Genomic DNA, 17883 nt, shown 5'->3' on the forward strand with positions numbered 1-17883 from the left:
GAATCGGGCGGACGGAAACGGAGCCGCCTGGGCGGCCCCGGGCGCGCTCACTTCACGGCCTGGATCCGTTCCCAATCCGCTTTTTCGTAGCCGTACTGCTTGAACGGTACTTTTTCCAGCACGGTGTCGCGGAAGTCCTGGACGTTCACTTCCGCCACGTTCAGGCCGCGCTTGCGGAACACCTCGACCATTTTCTTCTCGCTCTCGGCGACCTCGGCGGAGGCCTTCTCGGCCGCCTGCTGCGCGACCTCGGAGAAGATCTTCTTGTCCTCGTCGGACAGGCTCTTCCACAGCTTGCCCGAGATGATCGTGTTCAGGTGGTCGACAATATGGCCCGTGAGGATAATGTTCTTCTGCACCTCGTAGAACTTCTTGGCCTCGATGGTGGTGAGCGGGTTCTCCTGCGCCTCCACGGTGCCGTTCTGCAAGGCCAGGTAGACCTCGGCGAAAGCGATCGGCGCGGTGTTGGCGCCGCAGGCGCGGGGCATGGCCAGGTAGGCGGCCACGTCCGGCACGCGGATCTTCAGGCCCTTCATTTCGGCGCACTTGGTAAAGGCGCGGTTGGACGTGGTCTGGCGCGTGCCGTAGTAGGTGGTGGCGACGATGTGGTTGCCGCTCTTTTCGTCGTAGCCGCGCGTGAGCTCTTTGTAGATGTCGCTCTTGGTGTAGGCGATCAGGTGCTCGGGGTTGCGGAAGATGTAGGGGTAGTAGGTGACGCCGATACGGGGAAAGGTCTTGGCGGCGAAGCTGGAGCCGGAGATGATGATGTCCACCGTGCCCAGCGTCAGGCCCTGGTTGATGTCATTTTCCTTGCCCAGCTGCGAGGCGGGGTAAACGTCGATCTGGTAGCGGCCGTTGGTGCGTTTGCCGATTTCCTGCGCCGCCCAGACCGAGGTGGTATGGAAGGGTTCGGACGTCTCGTACACGTGGGCCCATTTGAGCTTGGTCTGCGCCAGCGCGCTGCTGCTGGCGGCGAGCGCCAGGGCGGCAACCAGCGCCTTGACGGCGTTGCCTAGGTTCATGTCGTCTCCTCGTTGTTTTTTGAATGGCCAGTCCGGCGGTCCATTCGGGCCGCCAGCGGGTCATGCTTCGACTACAAGTTGCACCTTGGTACTGCGACTGCGATCCGCCGCCAGCTCGAAGGCCTCGACTGCCCGCGACAACGGCAACTGCGCGCTCATCAGGGGCCGCACGTCCACCTTGCGCGAACGCAGGTAGGAGACCGCCCAATCGAACTCCACGCCCGCGCGGAATGCACCGACATAGTCGAGCTCCCGCGCCATGATGTTGTTGGCCGGGAACGCGATGCCCTCGGCGGGCAGCGTTCCCACTTGCACGATGCGGCCGCCGCGCCGCGTCGCCGCGAGGCAGGTCGCCAGCGCCGCCGGGCTGCCGGCCGCTTCGATGCTGACGTCGGCGAGGTCCGCCAGTTCGGCGGGCGCGGCCTGGTCGCCACGCACGGCCTCATCGGCGCCGACCATGCGCGCCATATCCAGGGGCCGGTCGGCGATGTCCGCGACGATCACACGCGCCGCGCCCGCCAGCCTGGCGGCCAGCACGGTCATGCAGCCGATCGTGCCGCCACCCGTCACCAGCACGGTCTTGCCCATCAGCGGGCCGGCCCGGTTGACCCCATGCAGCCCGATGGACAGCGGTTCGGCACAGGCGATCTCGCCCAGCGAGACCTCGTCTTCCGGCACGGGCGTGAGCTGCCGCTCGCCCATCACGAAGCGTTCGCGGAACATGCCCTGCACGTGCGGATAGACGCTGGCGCTGCCGAGAAAGCGCATGTTGCGGCAAAGATTGTCGCGGCCGGCGCGGCAGTAGTCGCAGCCGCCGCAGGGATGCGAGGGATTGATGGCGACCTTCATACCCGGGACGACCGAGCGCACGGCCGAGCCCGTGCGCAGCACCACGCCCGACGCCTCATGGCCGGGGATGAGGGGCTCGCGGATGACGAAAGCGCCCACGCGGCCGTGCAGAAAATAATGCAAGTCGGATCCGCAGATGCCGGCGGCGCCCAGCCTCAGTTCGACCTCGTGCGGCGCCAGCGGCGCAACCTCGTCCGGCTCCAGGCGCAGGTCGCGTGCTCCGTGGATACGACAGGCCAGGGTCATGGCGCCATCTGCTCCCGGTTGTCGGCCTGCTGGCCGGGCGCGTCGGCGCCGGGCCAGCTTGCGGTGAGGCGATCATGCGAGCAGGCCAGATGGTGATGCATCGCGGCGCGCGCCCCACGGTCGTCGCCCGCGCGGATGGCGTCGATCACCTTGCGGTGCTCGGCGATGGCGGCGGCCCAGCTCGCGGGGTTCTCGAAATAATCGCCCAGCTTCACGGACAGCGGATTGTGGCGCTCATCGAACAGTTCGCTCACTACGCGCACCAGCACGGCGTTGTTGGCCATCTCGGCGATGCGCATGTGGAACAGCCGGTCGCCGCGAATAGGCACGTTGCCGGCAAGCGCCTCGTCTTCCATGGTTCCGACGGCCTCGGCCAGCCCGTCCACCAGCGCGGGCTCGTTGCGCAGCGCGGCCTGCGCCGCCAGCTCGCCTTCGATCACCTGGCGGGCACGGATGGTTTCCAGCGGACTCTCGGCCGTGAGGCTGGCGCGAGGGGCCCCAGCCAGGCTCTGCACATAGACGCCCGACCCCATACGGACCTCGACCCAGCCCTCGACTTCCAGCGCGATCAGCGCCTCGCGCACCGAGGGGCGGGACACGCCAAGCTTGAGCGCGAGGTCGCGTTCGGGCGGCAGGCGCGCGCCGGCCGGAAACTCGCCCGCCTCGATCAGCAGCCGGAGCTGGTCGGCGATCTGGCGGTACAGGCGGCGAGGTTCGATGGTCTGGATAGGCATGGACTGCGATGCAGGACGGAAATTTCAGGCAAGAAGGTAAAGTGGCCTTACCAATTGACCAGAATCTTGCGCCGCTGCCGCATGGGTCACAATTAGGGTTTGCCCAAAGATCCCCCGCGGCCGCCGCAGGCAATGCTTATCTGTTAAAAAGCCGCCACACCCCGTCCATTTTCCATGCCCATGTCACAGAATCCGCATCATTCGCCCTACAAGAGCACAGGGGGCCTGCGCCGCATCCTGAATGCGCTGCGCTACTCCCTGCAGGGCCTGAAGGCCGCGATCAAGTACGAGGCAGCCTTTCGCCAGGAACTGGCGCTGGCCGTCCTGATGATCCCGGCCGCGTTCTTCCTGGGGCGGACCACGGTCGAGGTGTTTTTCCTGGTGGGCACGGTGATCATGGTGCTGGCGGCGGAGTTGCTGAATTCCGCCATCGAAGCGCTGGCCGACGCCCTATCCGTCGAATCGCACCCGCTCCTGGGGCGGGCCAAGGACCTCGGCAGCGCCGCCGTGATGCTGTTGCTGATCTTCGCCGGGACGGTCTGGGTGGGCGTCGCCATCAGCCGTTTCGTCATGCATTGACACGGCTTGGCATCCCCCGGGGGGTGCGCCGCTATTTATACTGGAAGCCATGATGCCTAGATCGACGTCGGACCCCTCGGAACGCATTGTCATCGTCGGCGGCGGCGCCGGCGGCCTGGAACTGGCTTCCAAGTTGGGCCGCGTCCACGGCCGGCAGCACATCACCCTGGTCGACAGCCGCCCCTTCCATATCTGGAAGCCTTCGCTGCACGAAGCGGCGGCCGGCACACTGGATATCCACCAGGAAGGCCTGTCCTACCTGATGCTGGCCCACATGAACGGGTTTTCGTTCGCGCAGGGCCGCCTCGAGGCCATAGACCGCGACCGCCGCCAGATCACGCTGGATGCGGTGAGCGACGCGCAGGGCCACGAGGTCCTGCCCCGCCGCGAACTCGCCTACGACACCCTGGTGCTGGCCCTGGGCAGCACCTCCAACTTCTTCAATACGCCCGGCGCGGCCGAGTACGCCGTCACGCTGGACACCACCGAAAACGCGGAACAGTTCCGCCTGACCATGCTCAAGGCGATGGCGCAGGTGGATCTGGCCAAGGTACGCAATCCTTCGGCCCGGCTGGACCTGGTGATCGTGGGCGGCGGCGCCACCGGGGTCGAGCTCGCCGTGGAGCTGGTGGAAGCCAGCCATGTGGTCAGCGCCTACGGCCTGCCCAATTTCCGCGCCGAACGCGACCTGGCCATCACCCTGGTCGAAGGGGCGCCGCGCATTTTGTCGGCGCTACCCGAGAAGATCTCGGTGGCGGCCACCAACCGGCTCACCGAGCTGGGCATCAGCGTGGAAACCTCCTGCCGGGTGTCGGAAGTCACCAGCAGCACCGTTCGCACCGCGGATGGCCGCGAGATCCCCGCCCAGCTCTGCATGTGGGCGGCGGGGATCCAGGGCCCGGCGCTGCTGGCGGACCTGGGCTTGCCGCTGAACAAGCTGGGCCAACTGGAGGTCAACGAACGACTGGAAACCCCGGATCCGAACGTCCTGGCGCTGGGCGACTGCTGCGCCGCGCCCTGGCGCGAAGGCCGCACCGTGCCCGCCCGCGCCCAGGCCGCCCACCAAGAGGCCGACTACCTGGCGAAGAAGCTCACCGCCCGCTTGCGCCGCACGGCCGAGCCCGCCGAACCCTATGTCTACCAGGACCACGGCTCGCTGGTCTCGCTGGGCCAGGACGCGGGCGTGGGCAGCCTGATGGGCAAGCTGGCCGGACGGGGCCTGTTCGTAAGCGGTACACTGGCGCGCCTGATGTACATGAGCCTGCACCTGATGCACCACAAAGCCGTGCTGGGCATCTCGCGCACCGCCTCCCTGGCCCTCGCCCGCCTGCTCATGCGGCGTGCGCGCCCCCGGGTCAAACTGCACTGAATCCCCATGAACTTCATCCAAAAACTCGAACACGCCTGGACCACCAGCAACTCGCTCCTGCAAGTCGGCCTCGACCCCGATCCGCAGCGTTTCCCGCGCGAGCTGCAGGGCAAGCCTGACGCCATCTTCCAGTTCTGCCGCGACATCGTCGACGCCACCGCGCCGTATGCCTGCAGCTTCAAGCCGCAGATCGCCTACTTCGCCGCGCACCGCGCCGAAGACCAGCTGGAAGCGCTGTGCCAGCATATCCGCGACAAGCATCCCGACCTGCCGATCGTGCTGGACGCCAAGCGCGGCGACATCGGCTCCACCGCCGAGAACTACGCCCGCGAAGCCTACGAGCGCTACCAGGCGCACGCGCTCACCGTCAGCCCCTACATGGGGCTGGACTCGGTCGAGCCCTACCTGGCCTGGCGCGACCGCGGCGTGATCGTGCTGTGCCGCACGTCCAACCCCGGCGGCTCCGACCTGCAATTCCTGAAGATGAGTGACGGCGAGCCGCTGTACCTGCACGTCGCGGGCCTGGTGGCCGACAAGTGGAACGCCAACGGCCAATGCGGCCTGGTGGTGGGCGCCACGTTCCCGAACGAACTGGCCGCCGTGCGCCAGCGCATCGGCGACGCGCTGCCCCTGCTGGTCCCGGGCATCGGCGCCCAAGGCGGCGACATCACCGCGACCGTGAACGCCGGCGCCAACGCGGCCCGCAGCGGCATGATGATCAATTCGTCGCGCGCCATCATCTACGCCAGCGGCGGCGACGACTGGCGCGAAGCCGCCGGTTCGGCCGCCCAGGGCCTGCGCGACGCGATCAACGCGGTGCGTTGATCCCCGGGGTCAGCGCCGGTTGACCGGCGCGCCCAGCAGTTCCAGCGCGCCGCGCAGCGCGTAATCCACCGCCGCCTGGCGCACCTGCGCGCGGTCGCCAGGAAACACATGGGTGACGGCGCGGCTGCTAATGCCGTCGCCCGCCCGCAAGGCGAAACCGAAGCACACCATCCCGACCGGCTTGCCGGGCGTAGCGCCGCCCGGCCCGGCGATACCGGTCGTGGACACCGCCACGTGCGCGGCAGGGGACGCCAGCAGGACGCCGTTGGCCATTTCCAGGGCGACGGGCTCGCTGACCGCGCCGAAGTGATGCAGGGCGTCCGGCGAAACGTCCAGCTCGGACACCTTGGCGTCGTTGCTGTAGGTGACGAAGCCGCGTTCGAACCATTCGCTGGACCCCGCCACCGCCGTGATGGCGCCGGCCAGCAGGCCGCCGGTGCAGGATTCGGCCGTGCCCAGCATCCAGCCCTTGCGTCGCAGGACATCGCCCAGCAGCTCGGCCAGCCCCAGCGTCGTCGCCTGCGCCAGCTCCCCGGCCGACCGGCCCGGCCGGACATTCTGTTGTTGCTCGCTCATCCCAAGACTCCCGTGCGCGCGACCAGCGCCATGACCAGCAGGGCATATCCAGCCGCCACGATATCGTCCCACATCACGCCGAAACCGCCCTTGATGTGGGCGTCGAAGAACTTGATGGGAGGCGGCTTGACGATGTCGAACGTACGGAACAGCACGAACGCCAACGCCTGCGGCAGCCAGCCCGCCGGCGTCAGCCAGAGCACCAGCCAGAACGCCACCATCTCGTCCCAGACCATTCCGACATGATCTGGCTGCTGGAGTTCGCGGCCGACGCGATGGCAGGCCCAGCAACCGTACAGGAACGCCACCGCCAGGAATGCGCCGATCGCCAGGTCCGACGCCGCCGGCGCGGCGGCGAGCCAGATGGCCCAGGCCAGCAGCGTGCCCCACGTGCCCGAGGCCGGCCGGATCAGGCCGCTGCCCAGGCCGAAGGCGATCAGCCGGCCCGGATCGCGGCAGACCCACGACAACGCGGGATACGCAGCCCGAGTGCGGTCGCGCATGGAAGAGGAGCGGGTATCGGTGGGAGGCATGGCGTCCAGGAGAATGAGGCGGAACGCGGCGGTCAGGCCGCGGGAAAGTGATCGAAGCCGGCGGGCAGATCGGCCAGGGTCCGGCCTTGTCCGTCCTGCACGTCCAGGCCGGCCTGCTGCCGGATCTCGCCGATGCGGGCCGCGCGCGCGCCGGCCGACCGGGCGGCGGCCAGCACGGCCTCGCGCCGGGACGCCGGCGCGGTGAAACACAGTTGATAGACGTCGCCCCCGCCCAGCACGGCGCGCCGCAACGGCGCCTCGTCCATGGACGCCAGGGCCGCGGCCACGGGGATCCGCTCGTAATGCAGGCTGGCGCCCACGCGGCTGGCGGCCAGGATATGGCCCAGGTCCTGCAACAGGCCGTCGGAGATATCGATGGCCGAATGGGCGATGCCGCGCAACGCCAGGCCCAGCGCCACTTGGGGCTGCGGCCATTCCAGCGCATCGCGGGTGGCCGCCAGCAAGGCTGGGTCGGCGGGGTATTGCCCGTCCAGCAGACGGTAGGCCACGTCGGCCGCGCCCAGCTCGCCGGACACCCAGACGTCATCGCCCGGCCGCGCGCCGTCGCGGCGCAATGCCTGGCCCGGGGCGACCGCGCCGAACACCGTCACGCTGATGGCCAGGTCGTGCGCGCTGCGGGTGGTGTCGCCGCCGATCAGCGGGCAGCCGTGGGCGTCGGCCAAGGCATGGAAGCCGTCGGCGAACGCCGCCAGCCAGGGTTCGTCCAGGCGCGGCAGGGCCAGGCCGAGCACGCAGCCGACCGGGCGCGCGCCCATGGCGGCCAGGTCGGAGAGGTTGACCGCCAGGGCCTTGTGCCCCAGCGCCTTCGGATCCACGTCGGGAAAGAAATGGCGGCCTTCCAGCAGCAGGTCCGTGCTGGTAGCCACCTGCTCGCCGGGCGGTACCGGGAACAGGGCGCAATCATCGCCCACTCCCAGCAGGCCGGCAGGGGCCGCGCGGGTGAAATAGCGCGCGATCAGATCAAATTCGGACGCCAAGGCAACTCCGCATCCGGCACGGCAGGCCGGTATCGACTCCCACACGGGGCCTACAGCCCCCCAAAACCATGCCCCGCGCCCCAAAACGCCCATCACAAGAAACAGGTGCCCCAGAATCCGGGCCGCGCGGATCCGGCTCCGCCGGTCCGCAGCGGCGCCCCCTTGGGGGGGAGGCGCGCAGCGCTTCGGGGGGGCTACCTCTTGCTCTGGACTTCGTGCGAACGCACGTCGGCAGCCAGCTTGTCGAGCACGCCGTTGACGAACTTGAACCCGTCGGTGCCGCCGAAAGACTTGGCGAGTTCGACGGCTTCATTGATGGCGACCTTGTACGGCACTTCGACATGATGGATCAGTTCGAAGCTGCCGATCAGCAGGATGCCATGCTCGACAGGCGACAGCTCGGCCAGCGGGCGGTCGACGTAGGGCGTGAAACGCTCGCGCAGCGTGGGCGCTTCGCGCAGGACGCCATGCAGCAAGGTCTTGAACCACTGCGCGTCGGCCTCGGAAAAATCTTCGGTGTCGCGCAGATGGGCGTCGATCTCGCCGGCGTCCTGCGTGCCCTCGCCGCCGCGCAGCAGCCACGCATACACGCCCTGCAGCGCGAATTCGCGTGCACGGCGCCGGGCGCTGCGCGCGTTGGCGCGGGCTTGCGCCGCGCTATCAGCGCTGGTCGTCTTCTTCGTCGTCAAAATCTTCGTCCTCGTCTTCGTCGTCTTCGTCTTCTTCCTCGGGCTCCAGGGCCGCCACCAGGTTGGCCATTTCAACGGCCACCTGGGCGCAATCGCGGCCCTTGCCGGCGGCGCGCGCCTGCGCCTGCTCGTCGGTGTCGACGGTCAGCACGCCGTTGGCGACGGGAACGCCGGTTTCCAGGGAAATACGGGTGATTGCCGCGGCCATTTCATTGCTGACCACTTCAAAGTGATAGGTTTCGCCGCGGATGACCGCGCCCAGCGCGATCAGGGCGTCGAATTCAAACGTTTCGGCCATGTGCGACAGGGCCACGCCCAGTTCCAGGGCGCCCGGAACGGTGGCGACCATCACGTCGCGTTCGTCCACGCCCAGCTCGGCCAGTTCCTTCAGGCACGCTTCGAGTTCGGCCTGGCCGATTTCCTCGTTGAAGCGGGCGCGTACGATGCCGATGTGCAGCCCTTCGCCGTTCAGGTCGGGGGTAAGGATGTAAGGGTTCATATGTCGGCCTTCAGTGTGTTGCGGGAGTGTTCGGAGGGTCGCAATCGTAACCCGTAATGGTGAGCGAGAAGCCCGCCATGCTGGGCATCTTGCGCGGACGGGCCAGCAGCTTCATCTGGCCCACGTTCAGGTCGCGCAGGATCTGGGCGCCAATCCCGTAAGTACGCAGGCCGAAGCGATCGGCGTTGGCGGGGTTGGCAGGGGCTTTCGGGTCGTTCCAGCCGGCGATCTGGCCAAACAGGTGCTCGGTGGAAGACTGGCAGTTCATCAGCACCAGCACCCCCGCCGGCGCGGCGGCAATGGCCTGCAGCGCCTGCGCCACGCCCCAGCTGTGCGGGCTGGCGCCGGTATCGAGCACATCCAGCACGGACGCCGGCTCATGCACGCGCACCAGCGTTTCGACGTCGGGAGTCACATTACCATGCACCAGGGCCAAATGGGCGGAGCCCGTGGCGGCGTCTTCGTAGGCCACGGCCTCGAAGGTGCCCCAGGCCGTTTGCATGGACCGCTTGCCGACGCGCTTGACGATGGATTCGTGTTCGCTTCGGTATTGGATCAGGTCGGCGATGGTGCCGATCTTCAGGCCGTGCTGGCGGGCGAATTCGACCAGGTCGGGCAGGCGCGCCATGGTGCCGTCGGGCTTCAGGATCTCGCAGATCACCGCGGCGGGCGTCAGCCCGGCCATGGCGGTCAGGTCGCAGCCGGCCTCGGTGTGGCCCGCGCGCACCAGCACGCCGCCGGGAACGGCCCGGACCGGGAAGATGTGGCCAGGCTGGACCAGGTCGGACGGTTTGGCGTCGCGCGACACCGCCACCTGGATGGTGCGGGCGCGGTCCGCGGCCGAAATGCCGGTTTCGACGCCTTCGGCGGCCTCGATCGACTGAGTGAAGTTGGTACCGTAGCGCGTGCCGTTGCGGGCCGCCATCAAGGGCAGGTCCAGCTGGCGGCAGCGGTCTTCGGTCAGGGTCAGGCACACCAGGCCGCGGCCGTGCGTCACCATGAAGTTGATGGCATCGGGCGTGACGAATTCGGCGGCCATGACGAGGTCGCCTTCATTTTCGCGGTCTTCCTCGTCAACCAGGATGACGATACGGCCGGCACGCAGCTCGGCGATGATCTCGGCGACCGAAGCGATACCGAAGGATTCCGGCTCGGAGCCGGGCAAAGAGGACAACTGGACGGACATGGCGGGCACGCAAACCAGGCGGGAAAGCCCGGATTTTACCGCCCCCAGAGGCAGAACCCCTATCCGGGCCTGCCGGCCCCGTCCAAAGAGAGGCATCCGGTTAAACTTCCGGCCGGAGACCCCCCTTAGAAATTACGCCCGCCCGCTGTGCCTTCGGCTTGCCGCCCCCCGGAACGGGGCGCTTTTTGCCTTGCGACGGCCCGGCGGCAAAAACCGAGGAAAAGCCCCATGCAAGCCCTTGCGGCCATGCCTTTGACCGTCGCGGCGGCCGTCCGCGTCGTGCTGACCGACATCGACGACACGCTGACGACCGAAGGCCGCCTGCCGGCGGACGCCTATGCGGCGCTGGAACGCCTGGAACAGGCCGGCATCCAGGTGGTGCCCATCACGGGCCGCCCGGCCGGCTGGTGCGACCACATCGCCCGCATGTGGCCGGTGCGCGCCGTGGTCGGGGAGAACGGCGCGTTCTACTACGCCTACGACCGCCAGGCCCGCCGCATGACCACGCACTACTGGACGGACGCCGCCTCGCGCCAGGCCAGCCGCCGGAAGCTGGACGCGATCCGCGACCGCGTCCTCACCGAAGTTCCCGGCGCCGCCGTGGCCAGCGACCAGGACTACCGCGTGGCCGACCTGGCCATCGATTTCTGCGAGGACGTGCCCGCCCTGCCCGATTCGGCCATCAGCCGAATCGTCGAAATCTTCCAGGAAGCCGGCGCCCAGGCCAAGGTCAGCTCCATCCACGTCAACGGCTGGTTCGGCGACTACGACAAGCTCACCATGACGCGCACGATGTTCCACAAGGAATTCGGCGCGGACGTGGCCGGCGCGCTGGACAGCACGCTGTTCATCGGCGATTCCCCCAACGACGAGCCGATGTTCGCCTACTTCCCGATCTCGGTCGGCGTGGCCAACATCCAGGCCCAGTTGCACCGCCTGACGCACCGCCCGGCCTTTGTCGCCGCCTTCCATGGCGGCGCGGGGTTCGTGGAAATGGCCGACCGGCTGCTGGCCGCGCGCGCCTCCCAAGCACAGCCGGCCTGAGGTCCTGACAACGTGGCGACCTCCAAGACTCCTTCCACCGCCGCCGCCAACGACGGCCGCCGCAGCATTCAGTCGATCGAAGTGGGCGTGCCGTTGCTTGCCGCCCTGGTCGACGCCGGCAAGCCCCTGACCCTGCGCGACCTGGCCGCGGGCGCCGGCATGACTTCCGCCAAGGCGCACCCCTACCTGGTCAGCTTCATCCGGGTCGGCCTGGTCCAGCAGGACGCCATCACCGGCCAGTACGAGCTCGGCCCCTTCGCCCTGCAAATGGGGCTGGTCAGCCTGCAGCGCCTGGATCCGGTGCGCATCGCCATGCCCGAGATCGCCAGGCTGCAGTCGGAAATCGGCCATACGCTAGGCATCGCGGTGCTCGGATCCCACGGGCCCACCATGATCCACATGACCGAAGCCAGCTACCCGGTCCACGTGAACATGAGAAAAGGCACGGTGATGTCGATGCTGCATACGGCGACCGGCCTGGTGTTCGCCGCCTGGCTGCCGCCCAAGGTCAGCGAACACTACATCGCGCGCGAAGAAGGCGACACGGCCGTCATCGCCAGCGTGCCGCCGCCCCGCAAGGAATCCCGGGCCAACATCGAGGCCCAGCTGGCGGACATCCGCGTGCACGGCATGGCCCGTGCGCTGGGCAACCCGCTGCCCGGCGTCGACGCGCTATCGGTGCCGGTGTTCGACAACACCGGCAATATCGTGCTGGCCCTGACCAGCCTGGGGCCGACGGGCCTGTTCGACGTGTCCTGGGACGGCGCGATCGCGCGTCCGCTGCTGGATTGCGCCCAGGAGATCTCCCGCAAGCTGGGATACCGCGCTTAAGCGTACTTCGCGCAAAAACGAACGCAAACCGAACATTTCGAACAAAAGACGAAAAAAAAGGCAGGGACTTTCCCAGGTGTGCCGTCCCCTCTTGTGTGTTTGAATTCAGGAAACATTCATCTACAAGAGGAGACACACCATGCACGCCTTGCGTCTATTGCAAGCGGCCGCCGTTGCCGCGTTCGCGTTCGGGGCGTCCGCAGCCCAGGCCGCCGACACCTGCTCCAATCGCGGCGACCTGGACCAGATGTACTGCGACGCCAACAAGGACCTGGTAGCGGATACGCCCGCCGATGCGTCCAAGCTCAAGACGCCGTCCACGCTGGTGTTCACCTATACCCCGGTGGAAGACCCGGCGGTCTATGAAGACATTTTCAAGCCCTTCACCAAGCACCTGTCCGAATGCACGGGCAAGCGCGTCGTGTTCTACCAGGTGCAAAGCAACGCGGCTGAAATCGAGGCAATGCGCTCGGGCCGCCTGCACGTCGGCGGCTTCTCGACCGGCCCCACCGCCTTCGCGGTGAACATCGCCGGCGCCGTGCCGTTCGCGGTCAAGGGCTATGCCGACGGCTTCCAGGGCTACAACCTGATCGTCATCGTCAAGAAAGACAGCCCGTACCAGAAGCTGTCCGACCTGAAGGGCAAGAAGCTCGCTCACACCGCTCCCTCGTCCAACTCCGGCCACATGGCGCCCGTAGCGCTGTTCCCGAAGGAAGGCCTGACGCCCGACAAGGACTACAAGGTGATCTTCTCGGGCAAGCACGACCAGTCCGTGATGGGCGTGAACTCCGGCGACTACGACGCCGCCGCCGTGGCCTCGGACGTCTTCAAGCGCATGGTCGAACGCGGTCAGGTCAAGGAAGCCGACTTCCGCGTGATCTACCGCAGCGAGAAATTCCCGACTTCCTCGTTCGCCTATGCGCACGACCTGGAGCCGAAATTCCGCGACCAGATGCTCAAGTGCTTCTACGACTACCGCTTCCCCGCGGAAATGTCCAAAGCCTTCGACGGCGCCGACCGCTTCTATCCGGTGACCTACCAGAAGGACTGGGCCATCGTCCGCCAGGTCGCCGAATCGGGCGGCGAAAGCTTCAACCGCGCCGCCTACGACCGCGAAACCGCCAAGAGCAAGAAGTAAGTCCAGTATGACGACGTCGCTACGCATTTCCGGCCTGGTCAAGGAGTACCGGGCCGGCCAGCCGGTACTCAACGGCATCGACCTGCAGATCGCGGGACAAGGCCTAACCGCCATCATCGGCCCCTCGGGCACCGGCAAGAGCACGCTCCTGCGCTGCATCAACCGGCTAATCGAGCCCACCCGCGGCGAAATCGTGCTCGAGTCCCGTGATGGCGCGGTGGATCTGGCCCGGGTGCGCGGCGCGTCGCTGCGCCGCGCGCGCCGGCGCATCGGCATGGTGTTCCAGGAGTACAACCTGGTCGAACGCCTGACCGTCATGGAAAACCTGCTGACCGGGCGGCTGGGCTACACCTCGGCCGTCAAGGCCTGGATGCGGCGTTTCGAGGCCCAGGACATCGAGCACGCCTACAAGCTGCTCGATACCGTCGGCCTGGCGGGATTCGCCGACCAGCGGGCCGACGCGCTGTCGGGCGGCCAGCGCCAGCGCGTGGGCATCGCCCGCGCGCTGATGCAGCGCCCGCAACTGCTGCTGGCCGACGAACCGACCTCGTCGCTGGATCCGAAGACCTCCGTCGAAATCATGGAGCTGCTGTCCGAGCAGGGCAACGCCACGGGCATCCCCGTCATCGTGAACATCCACGACGTCGAACTGGCCCGCCGCTACGCCTCCCGCATTGTCGGCATGTCCGGCGGGCACGTGGTCTACGACGGCGACGGCCAGGGCCTGGACGCCGCCATGCTCAAGACGATCTACGGAGGCGAGTCTTGGCTGGAATGACCCCTCCCCACAGCGTCCGCCCGTTCGCCATGTCCGGGCGCGCCAAGGCGGGCCTGCTGTTGCTGCTGGCCTACACGGTGTACGCCGGCGCGCAGCTGGACTTCAGCTGGGCGCGCTTCGAAAGCGGCATGGGCCATGCATCCACGTTTCTTTCGCGCATGTTTCCGCCCAATTTCGAAAAGCCGGCCACATTGTGGAAAGGCATCGCGGAAAGCCTGGAGATCGCCGTGCTGGCGTCGGTGCTGGGCGTGCTGATCGCGCTGCCCATCGGCCTGCTGGGCGCCCGCAACATGATGCCGGCCTGGGTGTCGTGGCCCGCGCGCGCCGTCGTCGCGCTGTGCCGCGCCCTGCACCCCGTCATCGTCGCCATCCTGTTCGTCAAGGCCGTGGGCTTTGGCGCGCTGGCCGGCATCCTGGCGCTGACCGTCGCCTCCATCGGCTTCATCGGCAAGCTCTTCACGGAAGCCATCGAGGAAATCTCCCTCAAGCAGGTGGAAGCGGTGCGGGCCACGGGCGCGTCGTTCGCCAACGTGATCATCTTCGGCGTGCTGCCGCAGGTTTTCGCCCGCTTCATCGGCTTCGCCACCTACCAGTTCGATTCCAACCTGCGCAACTCCACCATGGTGGGGATCGTGGGCGCGGGCGGCGTGGGCGGCACGCTGTTCTCGGCGTTCCAGCGCTTCGATTACGACTTCGTCAGCGCCATCCTGCTAACCCTGATCGCCATCATCATGCTGGGTGAAATCCTCGCCGGGTTCGTGCGCGCGGTCTTCCTGGACAACCTGGGCTTCGAACGCATCCTGCAAGGCCGCTTCGCCGGCGCGCGCGGCGTCGGAGCCAGCAAGGCGCCGGTGGCGCGCAAGGCGGAGGTGGAAGAATGAACGCGTCCGCCTCCACCCTGAACCCGGCCGGCTCGCCGCGCGTCTGGCAGCGCTACAGCATGGGCCAGCGCCTGCTGCGCTTCGCGCTGTATCTCCTCGTCGTCTTGGCCATCGTGCAGGCGATACGCGGCGTGGAGGTCATCCCGGAGTTCCTGTACGACGCGCCCGAACAGATGGCCGACCTGTTCCAGCGCATGTGGCCGATCGACTGGGCCTACTACCCGGAAGGCGTGCACAGCGCGCTGATCGAGACGCTGCACATCGCCACGCTGGGCACCATCCTGTCCGTGCTGATGGCCGTGCCGGTGGGCCTGCTGGCGGCCAACAACCTCACGCCCAGCAAGACCGTCAACATGCTGGCCCGGCTGATCCTGGTGTCCAGCCGCTCGGTCAACTCGCTGGTGTGGGCGCTGCTGTTCATCGCCATCTTCGGACCGGGCGCCCTGGCCGGCACGCTGGCCATCGCGTTCCGCTCCATCGGCTTCGTCGGCAAGCTGGTAGGCGAAGCTATCGAAGAAGCCCAACGCGGCCCGATCGAAGCCGTCACCGCGACCGGCGCCAGCAAGGCCTCGGTGATCTGGTACGCCTACTGGCCGCAGATCCGCCCCGCGTTCTGGTCCATCGTGCTGCTGCGCTGGGACATCAACGTGCGCGAATCGGCCGTGCTGGGCCTGGTCGGCGCCGGCGGCATCGGCATGTCGCTCGACACGGCGCTGAACCTGTTCCAGTGGGACCGTGTGGCCCTGGTCCTGGCCGCCATTTTCGGCGTCGTGGTTCTGGCCGAGATCATCATCACCCAGGCACGCAAGCGCATCCTCTGACGCACCCGTGCCGTACCGCGTTCCTTTGCTCCGCCCGGAAACGGGCGGTTTTTTTGGAACGAACGATCCCGTGCCGCGATGGCGGCGCGATCGGAATCATCGCGCGCGGGCGGCGCCCTCCCAGGCGCCGCCCTTCCCCAGGGAGGCGGCTCAGAAACGGATATTGAGGCTGGCCTTGACCCCGTGGTCCTGCGCCGAGCTGGCGAGCTGGCCCTGATAGGACAGGCCGAACGCGGCCTTGGAGGTGATCTGGACATCCAGCCCCGCCTCGATGACCGCGCTGTCCTTCGCGATGGGCACGCCCGCCACGGTAAAGGACTCGCCGGCCGAGAAGGCCTGGGCCGCCACCGGCCTGACGTCGCCGAAGGCATGGCGCCAGCCCAGCGAACCCCGCGCCGCGGCCTGCGCGCCGGCCAGATCGAAGCGCGAGGAGATCCGCGACCCCAGCGTCGTGAACGTGGTGTCGGTGGTCTGCCCCTTTGCGTGCAGCGCGGCCGCGCCGCCGCTCTCGGTATAGCCGTCCGTCCTGAGATTGACGTACGCCACGTTCGCGAACGGCTCGAAGGCGGCCGAGGGCGTATCGATGCGGTAGCTCAGGTCCGCGAACACTTGCGCCGTGCTGCCGTCGTAACTCGCCTTGAGCCGGTCGGAGAAGCTGGGCGTGGCGACCGACCTGCGGGTCGCGATGTCGTGCCAGCTATAGGCAACGCCACCGCGCAGGCCCAGCGCGCCCCACTGCCCGCCGCCGTAGGCGCCCAGGTGGTAGTTGTCGCTGTCTCCCGAAGACGCGCGGTCCTGCGCGTCGAAGTCCGTGCGGCTGTAGCCCGCCATCAGGCCGAGCCGCCAGGCATTGGACACCGGCGTATCCACCCCCATCAGGAAGCCCCCGCTCGAGCTCTTGACCCGGGCGGCATTGCCGTCGCTATCGATCTGGCTCCAGGACCCCATGCCCTGGATCCAGCTGGCGGGGCCGTTGGCCGTAGCCGGGGCCAACTGCTGGCCGTTTCCGGCGGAGGCCAGGACCGGCGCAAAGGAGGCGCCGACCGCTCCGGCGGCCGAGCGCAGGCGTTCGCCGACGGCGTCGCGCACGTAGCGGCTGTCTTGCAGCAGCACGGTCTTGGCCGACGCATGGATCTCGCCCGAAAGCTGGTCGAAGCTGGAGCGCAGCAGTTCCTGGTCGTCCGGCATCTGGGCGATGGCGTCATAGACGCCATGCCCGCGGGCGATGCCGATGCTGTCGATGGCGCCCGCGGAAGCGCGCTGGTTGCGCGTGGCCGCGGCCGAGGCCATGGCCTCGTCGTTGCGCGCCAGGTCCAGCGTGACGCGGCGCCCGCCGTAGTCGTAGGCGAGCGTCGGCGTCAGGAAGGCGAAGTCGGACGTGACCGCGTCGAACTGGCCCGACAGCGCGCCATCCGCGGCCAGGATCGTGTAGCTGGAACGCAACCCATAGTTGCCGCTGGCGCCGATGTGGGCCACCGAGCCGCCGTTGAGCGTCGCGTTGCCGGTGACGCGGACCAGGTCGGAGTCCGTGCCCGCGGGATTGGCTTCGACCGCGAAGCGCGCGCCAGGCTGGACGGCCAGGTCGCCATCGATGGTCAGGGTGCCGATGGAGTTGCCGGGAGACAGGATGCCGCCGGCGGCGACAGTGACCGTCGAGCCCGCGCCGGAGCCGATGGTGCCCGTGCCCCCGAGCACGCCGCCCGCACCAATGCTGATCGAGCCGCCCAGGCGCCCATTCATGGCCAGCCTGCCGCCATTGATGGTGGTGCTGCCGGTGAAGCCGGAGCTGTCTCCCGTCAGGCCCAGCGTGCCCGCGCCGTTCTTGACGAATGCGCCGTTCCCGGAGATCACGCCGCCGTACGAGGCGTTGGCCGCCTGCTCGAACACCAGCGTGCCGGCGTTATCGACGTCCCCCCGGATCGAGCCGGCATTGGCGATCAGCGTGCCCGCCAGGATCCGCGTGTTGCGGTAGGCGTTGCCCGAGTTGTCCAGGCGCAGGATGCCCGCACCCGCCTTGACCAGGTCTGCGCTGCCCGCCACCGTGCCGGTCAGGCCCAGCATGGTCCCGGCGGCCACGTCGACGCGGCCGGCCTGCGCCAGCGTGATGGCGCGCGAGGTATCGAAGGACCCTATGGTGGCCAGCGTGCCGCCGTTGAACGTCAGCCCGCCTGTGGCCGCACCCAGGTTCGCGTCGCGGTCCACCTGCAGCGTGCCGCCATCGATCCGCGTGCCGCCCGTGTAGCTGTTGTTGCCGCTCAGCACCAGCGTGCCCGCGCCGGCCTTGG

General features: G+C 68.0%; 19 protein-coding genes. 9 read left to right on the forward strand and 10 right to left on the reverse strand.

Going from position 1 to position 17883, the window contains the following annotated elements:
* Positions 1-47: 47 nt before the first annotated feature.
* From AGI3411_RS27245 to AGI3411_RS27255, 3 genes are read right to left on the reverse strand one after another with little or no spacing between them, the layout of a single operon-like run.
* Positions 48-1022 (reverse strand): sialic acid TRAP transporter substrate-binding protein SiaP, encoded by a 975-nt coding sequence (locus AGI3411_RS27245; protein ID WP_129530435.1) that lies wholly within the window; start codon positions 1020-1022, stop codon positions 48-50.
* Between the two features lie 60 nt (positions 1023-1082).
* Positions 1083-2117: an L-idonate 5-dehydrogenase gene (locus AGI3411_RS27250; RefSeq protein WP_129530436.1), complete on the reverse strand. Its 1035-nt coding sequence runs from the start codon at positions 2115-2117 to the stop codon at positions 1083-1085.
* Positions 2114-2851 (reverse strand): FadR/GntR family transcriptional regulator, encoded by a 738-nt coding sequence (locus tag AGI3411_RS27255; RefSeq protein ID WP_129530437.1) that lies wholly within the window; start codon positions 2849-2851, stop codon positions 2114-2116. The genes AGI3411_RS27250 and AGI3411_RS27255 overlap by 4 nt, the downstream gene beginning before the upstream one ends.
* A 180-nt stretch (positions 2852-3031) precedes the next feature.
* Between AGI3411_RS27255 and AGI3411_RS27260 the strand changes: the two genes are divergently transcribed.
* From AGI3411_RS27260 to pyrF, 3 genes are read left to right on the forward strand one after another with little or no spacing between them, the layout of a single operon-like run.
* Positions 3032-3430, forward strand: a complete 399-nt coding sequence (locus AGI3411_RS27260) for a diacylglycerol kinase (RefSeq protein WP_129530452.1) — start codon at positions 3032-3034, stop codon at positions 3428-3430.
* A gap of 49 nt (positions 3431-3479) precedes the next feature.
* Positions 3480-4799 (forward strand): NAD(P)/FAD-dependent oxidoreductase, encoded by a 1320-nt coding sequence (locus AGI3411_RS27265; protein ID WP_129530438.1) that lies wholly within the window; start codon positions 3480-3482, stop codon positions 4797-4799.
* 6 nt (positions 4800-4805) lie between these two features.
* A complete protein-coding gene (gene pyrF, locus AGI3411_RS27270) occupies positions 4806-5624 on the forward strand; it encodes an orotidine-5'-phosphate decarboxylase (RefSeq protein ID WP_129530439.1) in 819 nt (272 codons plus the stop codon).
* 9 nt (positions 5625-5633) lie between these two features.
* On the opposite strand, the gene AGI3411_RS27275 is transcribed toward pyrF, so the two are convergent.
* The 6 genes from AGI3411_RS27275 to ribBA form a co-directional block, all read right to left on the reverse strand.
* On the reverse strand, positions 5634-6200 hold the full coding sequence (locus AGI3411_RS27275) for a CinA family protein (RefSeq protein ID WP_129530440.1): 567 nt from the start codon (positions 6198-6200) through the stop codon (positions 5634-5636).
* Positions 6197-6703 (reverse strand): phosphatidylglycerophosphatase A family protein, encoded by a 507-nt coding sequence (locus AGI3411_RS27280; protein ID WP_129530453.1) that lies wholly within the window; start codon positions 6701-6703, stop codon positions 6197-6199. The genes AGI3411_RS27275 and AGI3411_RS27280 overlap by 4 nt, the downstream gene beginning before the upstream one ends.
* Positions 6704-6765: 62 nt before the next feature.
* Complete coding sequence (gene thiL / locus AGI3411_RS27285) at positions 6766-7731, reverse strand: thiamine-phosphate kinase (protein ID WP_165359291.1); 966 nt, start codon at positions 7729-7731, stop codon at positions 6766-6768.
* 194 nt (positions 7732-7925) lie between these two features.
* Positions 7926-8420 carry a transcription antitermination factor NusB gene (gene nusB, locus AGI3411_RS27290; protein ID WP_129530441.1) on the reverse strand — a complete coding sequence of 165 codons (495 nt, stop codon included), beginning with the start codon at positions 8418-8420 and terminating at the stop codon, positions 7926-7928.
* Entirely contained in the window at positions 8392-8919 is a 528-nt protein-coding gene (gene ribH / locus AGI3411_RS27295; protein ID WP_129530442.1) for a 6,7-dimethyl-8-ribityllumazine synthase, read from the reverse strand. Before ribH ends, nusB begins: the two co-directional genes overlap by 29 nt.
* 10 nt (positions 8920-8929) lie before the next feature.
* Entirely contained in the window at positions 8930-10105 is a 1176-nt protein-coding gene (gene ribBA, locus AGI3411_RS27300) for a bifunctional 3,4-dihydroxy-2-butanone-4-phosphate synthase/GTP cyclohydrolase II (RefSeq protein ID WP_129530443.1), read from the reverse strand.
* Between the two features lie 228 nt (positions 10106-10333).
* On the opposite strand from ribBA, the gene AGI3411_RS27305 reads away from it, so the two are divergent.
* From AGI3411_RS27305 to phnE (AGI3411_RS27330), 6 genes are all read left to right on the forward strand, one after another.
* The gene (locus AGI3411_RS27305) at positions 10334-11149 is read left to right on the forward strand and encodes an HAD-IIB family hydrolase (protein WP_129530444.1); all 816 of its coding nucleotides are present in this window, start codon (positions 10334-10336) and stop codon (positions 11147-11149) included.
* A 12-nt stretch (positions 11150-11161) separates the two neighbouring features.
* Positions 11162-11980, forward strand: a complete 819-nt coding sequence (locus AGI3411_RS27310) for an IclR family transcriptional regulator (protein ID WP_129530445.1) — start codon at positions 11162-11164, stop codon at positions 11978-11980.
* Positions 11981-12119: 139 nt separating this feature from the next.
* Positions 12120-13118, forward strand: a complete 999-nt coding sequence (gene phnD / locus AGI3411_RS27315) for a phosphate/phosphite/phosphonate ABC transporter substrate-binding protein (protein ID WP_129530446.1) — start codon at positions 12120-12122, stop codon at positions 13116-13118.
* A gap of 7 nt (positions 13119-13125) precedes the next feature.
* Positions 13126-13896, forward strand: coding sequence for a phosphonate ABC transporter ATP-binding protein (phnC, locus tag AGI3411_RS27320; RefSeq protein ID WP_129530447.1), 771 nt, complete (start codon positions 13126-13128; stop codon positions 13894-13896).
* Positions 13893-14777 carry a phosphonate ABC transporter, permease protein PhnE gene (gene phnE, locus AGI3411_RS27325; RefSeq protein ID WP_129530448.1) on the forward strand — a complete coding sequence of 295 codons (885 nt, stop codon included), beginning with the start codon at positions 13893-13895 and terminating at the stop codon, positions 14775-14777. Before phnC ends, phnE (AGI3411_RS27325) begins: the two co-directional genes overlap by 4 nt.
* The gene (gene phnE, locus AGI3411_RS27330; protein WP_129530449.1) at positions 14774-15598 is read left to right on the forward strand and encodes a phosphonate ABC transporter, permease protein PhnE; all 825 of its coding nucleotides are present in this window, start codon (positions 14774-14776) and stop codon (positions 15596-15598) included. Before phnE (AGI3411_RS27325) ends, phnE (AGI3411_RS27330) begins: the two co-directional genes overlap by 4 nt.
* Positions 15599-15748: 150 nt before the next feature.
* Here phnE (AGI3411_RS27330) and AGI3411_RS27335 read toward each other — a convergent pair.
* On the reverse strand, positions 15749-17883 hold a 2135-nt coding region (locus tag AGI3411_RS27335), incomplete at its 5' end, for an autotransporter outer membrane beta-barrel domain-containing protein (protein WP_244240464.1).

The organism is Achromobacter agilis, assembly GCF_900496965.1.
GTDB lineage: Bacteria > Pseudomonadota > Gammaproteobacteria > Burkholderiales > Burkholderiaceae_B > Achromobacter > Achromobacter agilis.

What these genes read in the sequence shown, in the direction of transcription:
- AGI3411_RS27245 (WP_129530435.1), bottom strand. Translation starts at nt 1,022, where the DNA reads ATGAACCTAGGCAACGCCGTCAAGGCGCTGGTTGCCGCCCTGGCGCTC.
- AGI3411_RS27250 (WP_129530436.1), bottom strand. Translation starts at nt 2,117, where the DNA reads ATGACCCTGGCCTGTCGTATCCACGGAGCACGCGACCTGCGCCTGGAG.
- AGI3411_RS27255 (WP_129530437.1), bottom strand. Translation starts at nt 2,851, where the DNA reads ATGCCTATCCAGACCATCGAACCTCGCCGCCTGTACCGCCAGATCGCC.
- AGI3411_RS27260 (WP_129530452.1), top strand. Translation starts at nt 3,032, where the DNA reads ATGTCACAGAATCCGCATCATTCGCCCTACAAGAGCACAGGGGGCCTG.
- AGI3411_RS27265 (WP_129530438.1), top strand. Translation starts at nt 3,480, where the DNA reads ATGATGCCTAGATCGACGTCGGACCCCTCGGAACGCATTGTCATCGTC.
- pyrF (WP_129530439.1), top strand. Translation starts at nt 4,806, where the DNA reads ATGAACTTCATCCAAAAACTCGAACACGCCTGGACCACCAGCAACTCG.
- AGI3411_RS27275 (WP_129530440.1), bottom strand. Translation starts at nt 6,200, where the DNA reads ATGAGCGAGCAACAACAGAATGTCCGGCCGGGCCGGTCGGCCGGGGAG.
- AGI3411_RS27280 (WP_129530453.1), bottom strand. Translation starts at nt 6,703, where the DNA reads ATGCGCGACCGCACTCGGGCTGCGTATCCCGCGTTGTCGTGGGTCTGC.
- ribH (WP_129530442.1), bottom strand. Translation starts at nt 8,919, where the DNA reads ATGAACCCTTACATCCTTACCCCCGACCTGAACGGCGAAGGGCTGCAC.
- ribBA (WP_129530443.1), bottom strand. Translation starts at nt 10,105, where the DNA reads ATGTCCGTCCAGTTGTCCTCTTTGCCCGGCTCCGAGCCGGAATCCTTC.
- AGI3411_RS27305 (WP_129530444.1), top strand. Translation starts at nt 10,334, where the DNA reads ATGCAAGCCCTTGCGGCCATGCCTTTGACCGTCGCGGCGGCCGTCCGC.
- phnD (WP_129530446.1), top strand. Translation starts at nt 12,120, where the DNA reads ATGCACGCCTTGCGTCTATTGCAAGCGGCCGCCGTTGCCGCGTTCGCG.
- phnC (WP_129530447.1), top strand. Translation starts at nt 13,126, where the DNA reads ATGACGACGTCGCTACGCATTTCCGGCCTGGTCAAGGAGTACCGGGCC.
- phnE (WP_129530448.1), top strand. Translation starts at nt 13,893, where the DNA reads ATGACCCCTCCCCACAGCGTCCGCCCGTTCGCCATGTCCGGGCGCGCC.
- phnE (WP_129530449.1), top strand. Translation starts at nt 14,774, where the DNA reads ATGAACGCGTCCGCCTCCACCCTGAACCCGGCCGGCTCGCCGCGCGTC.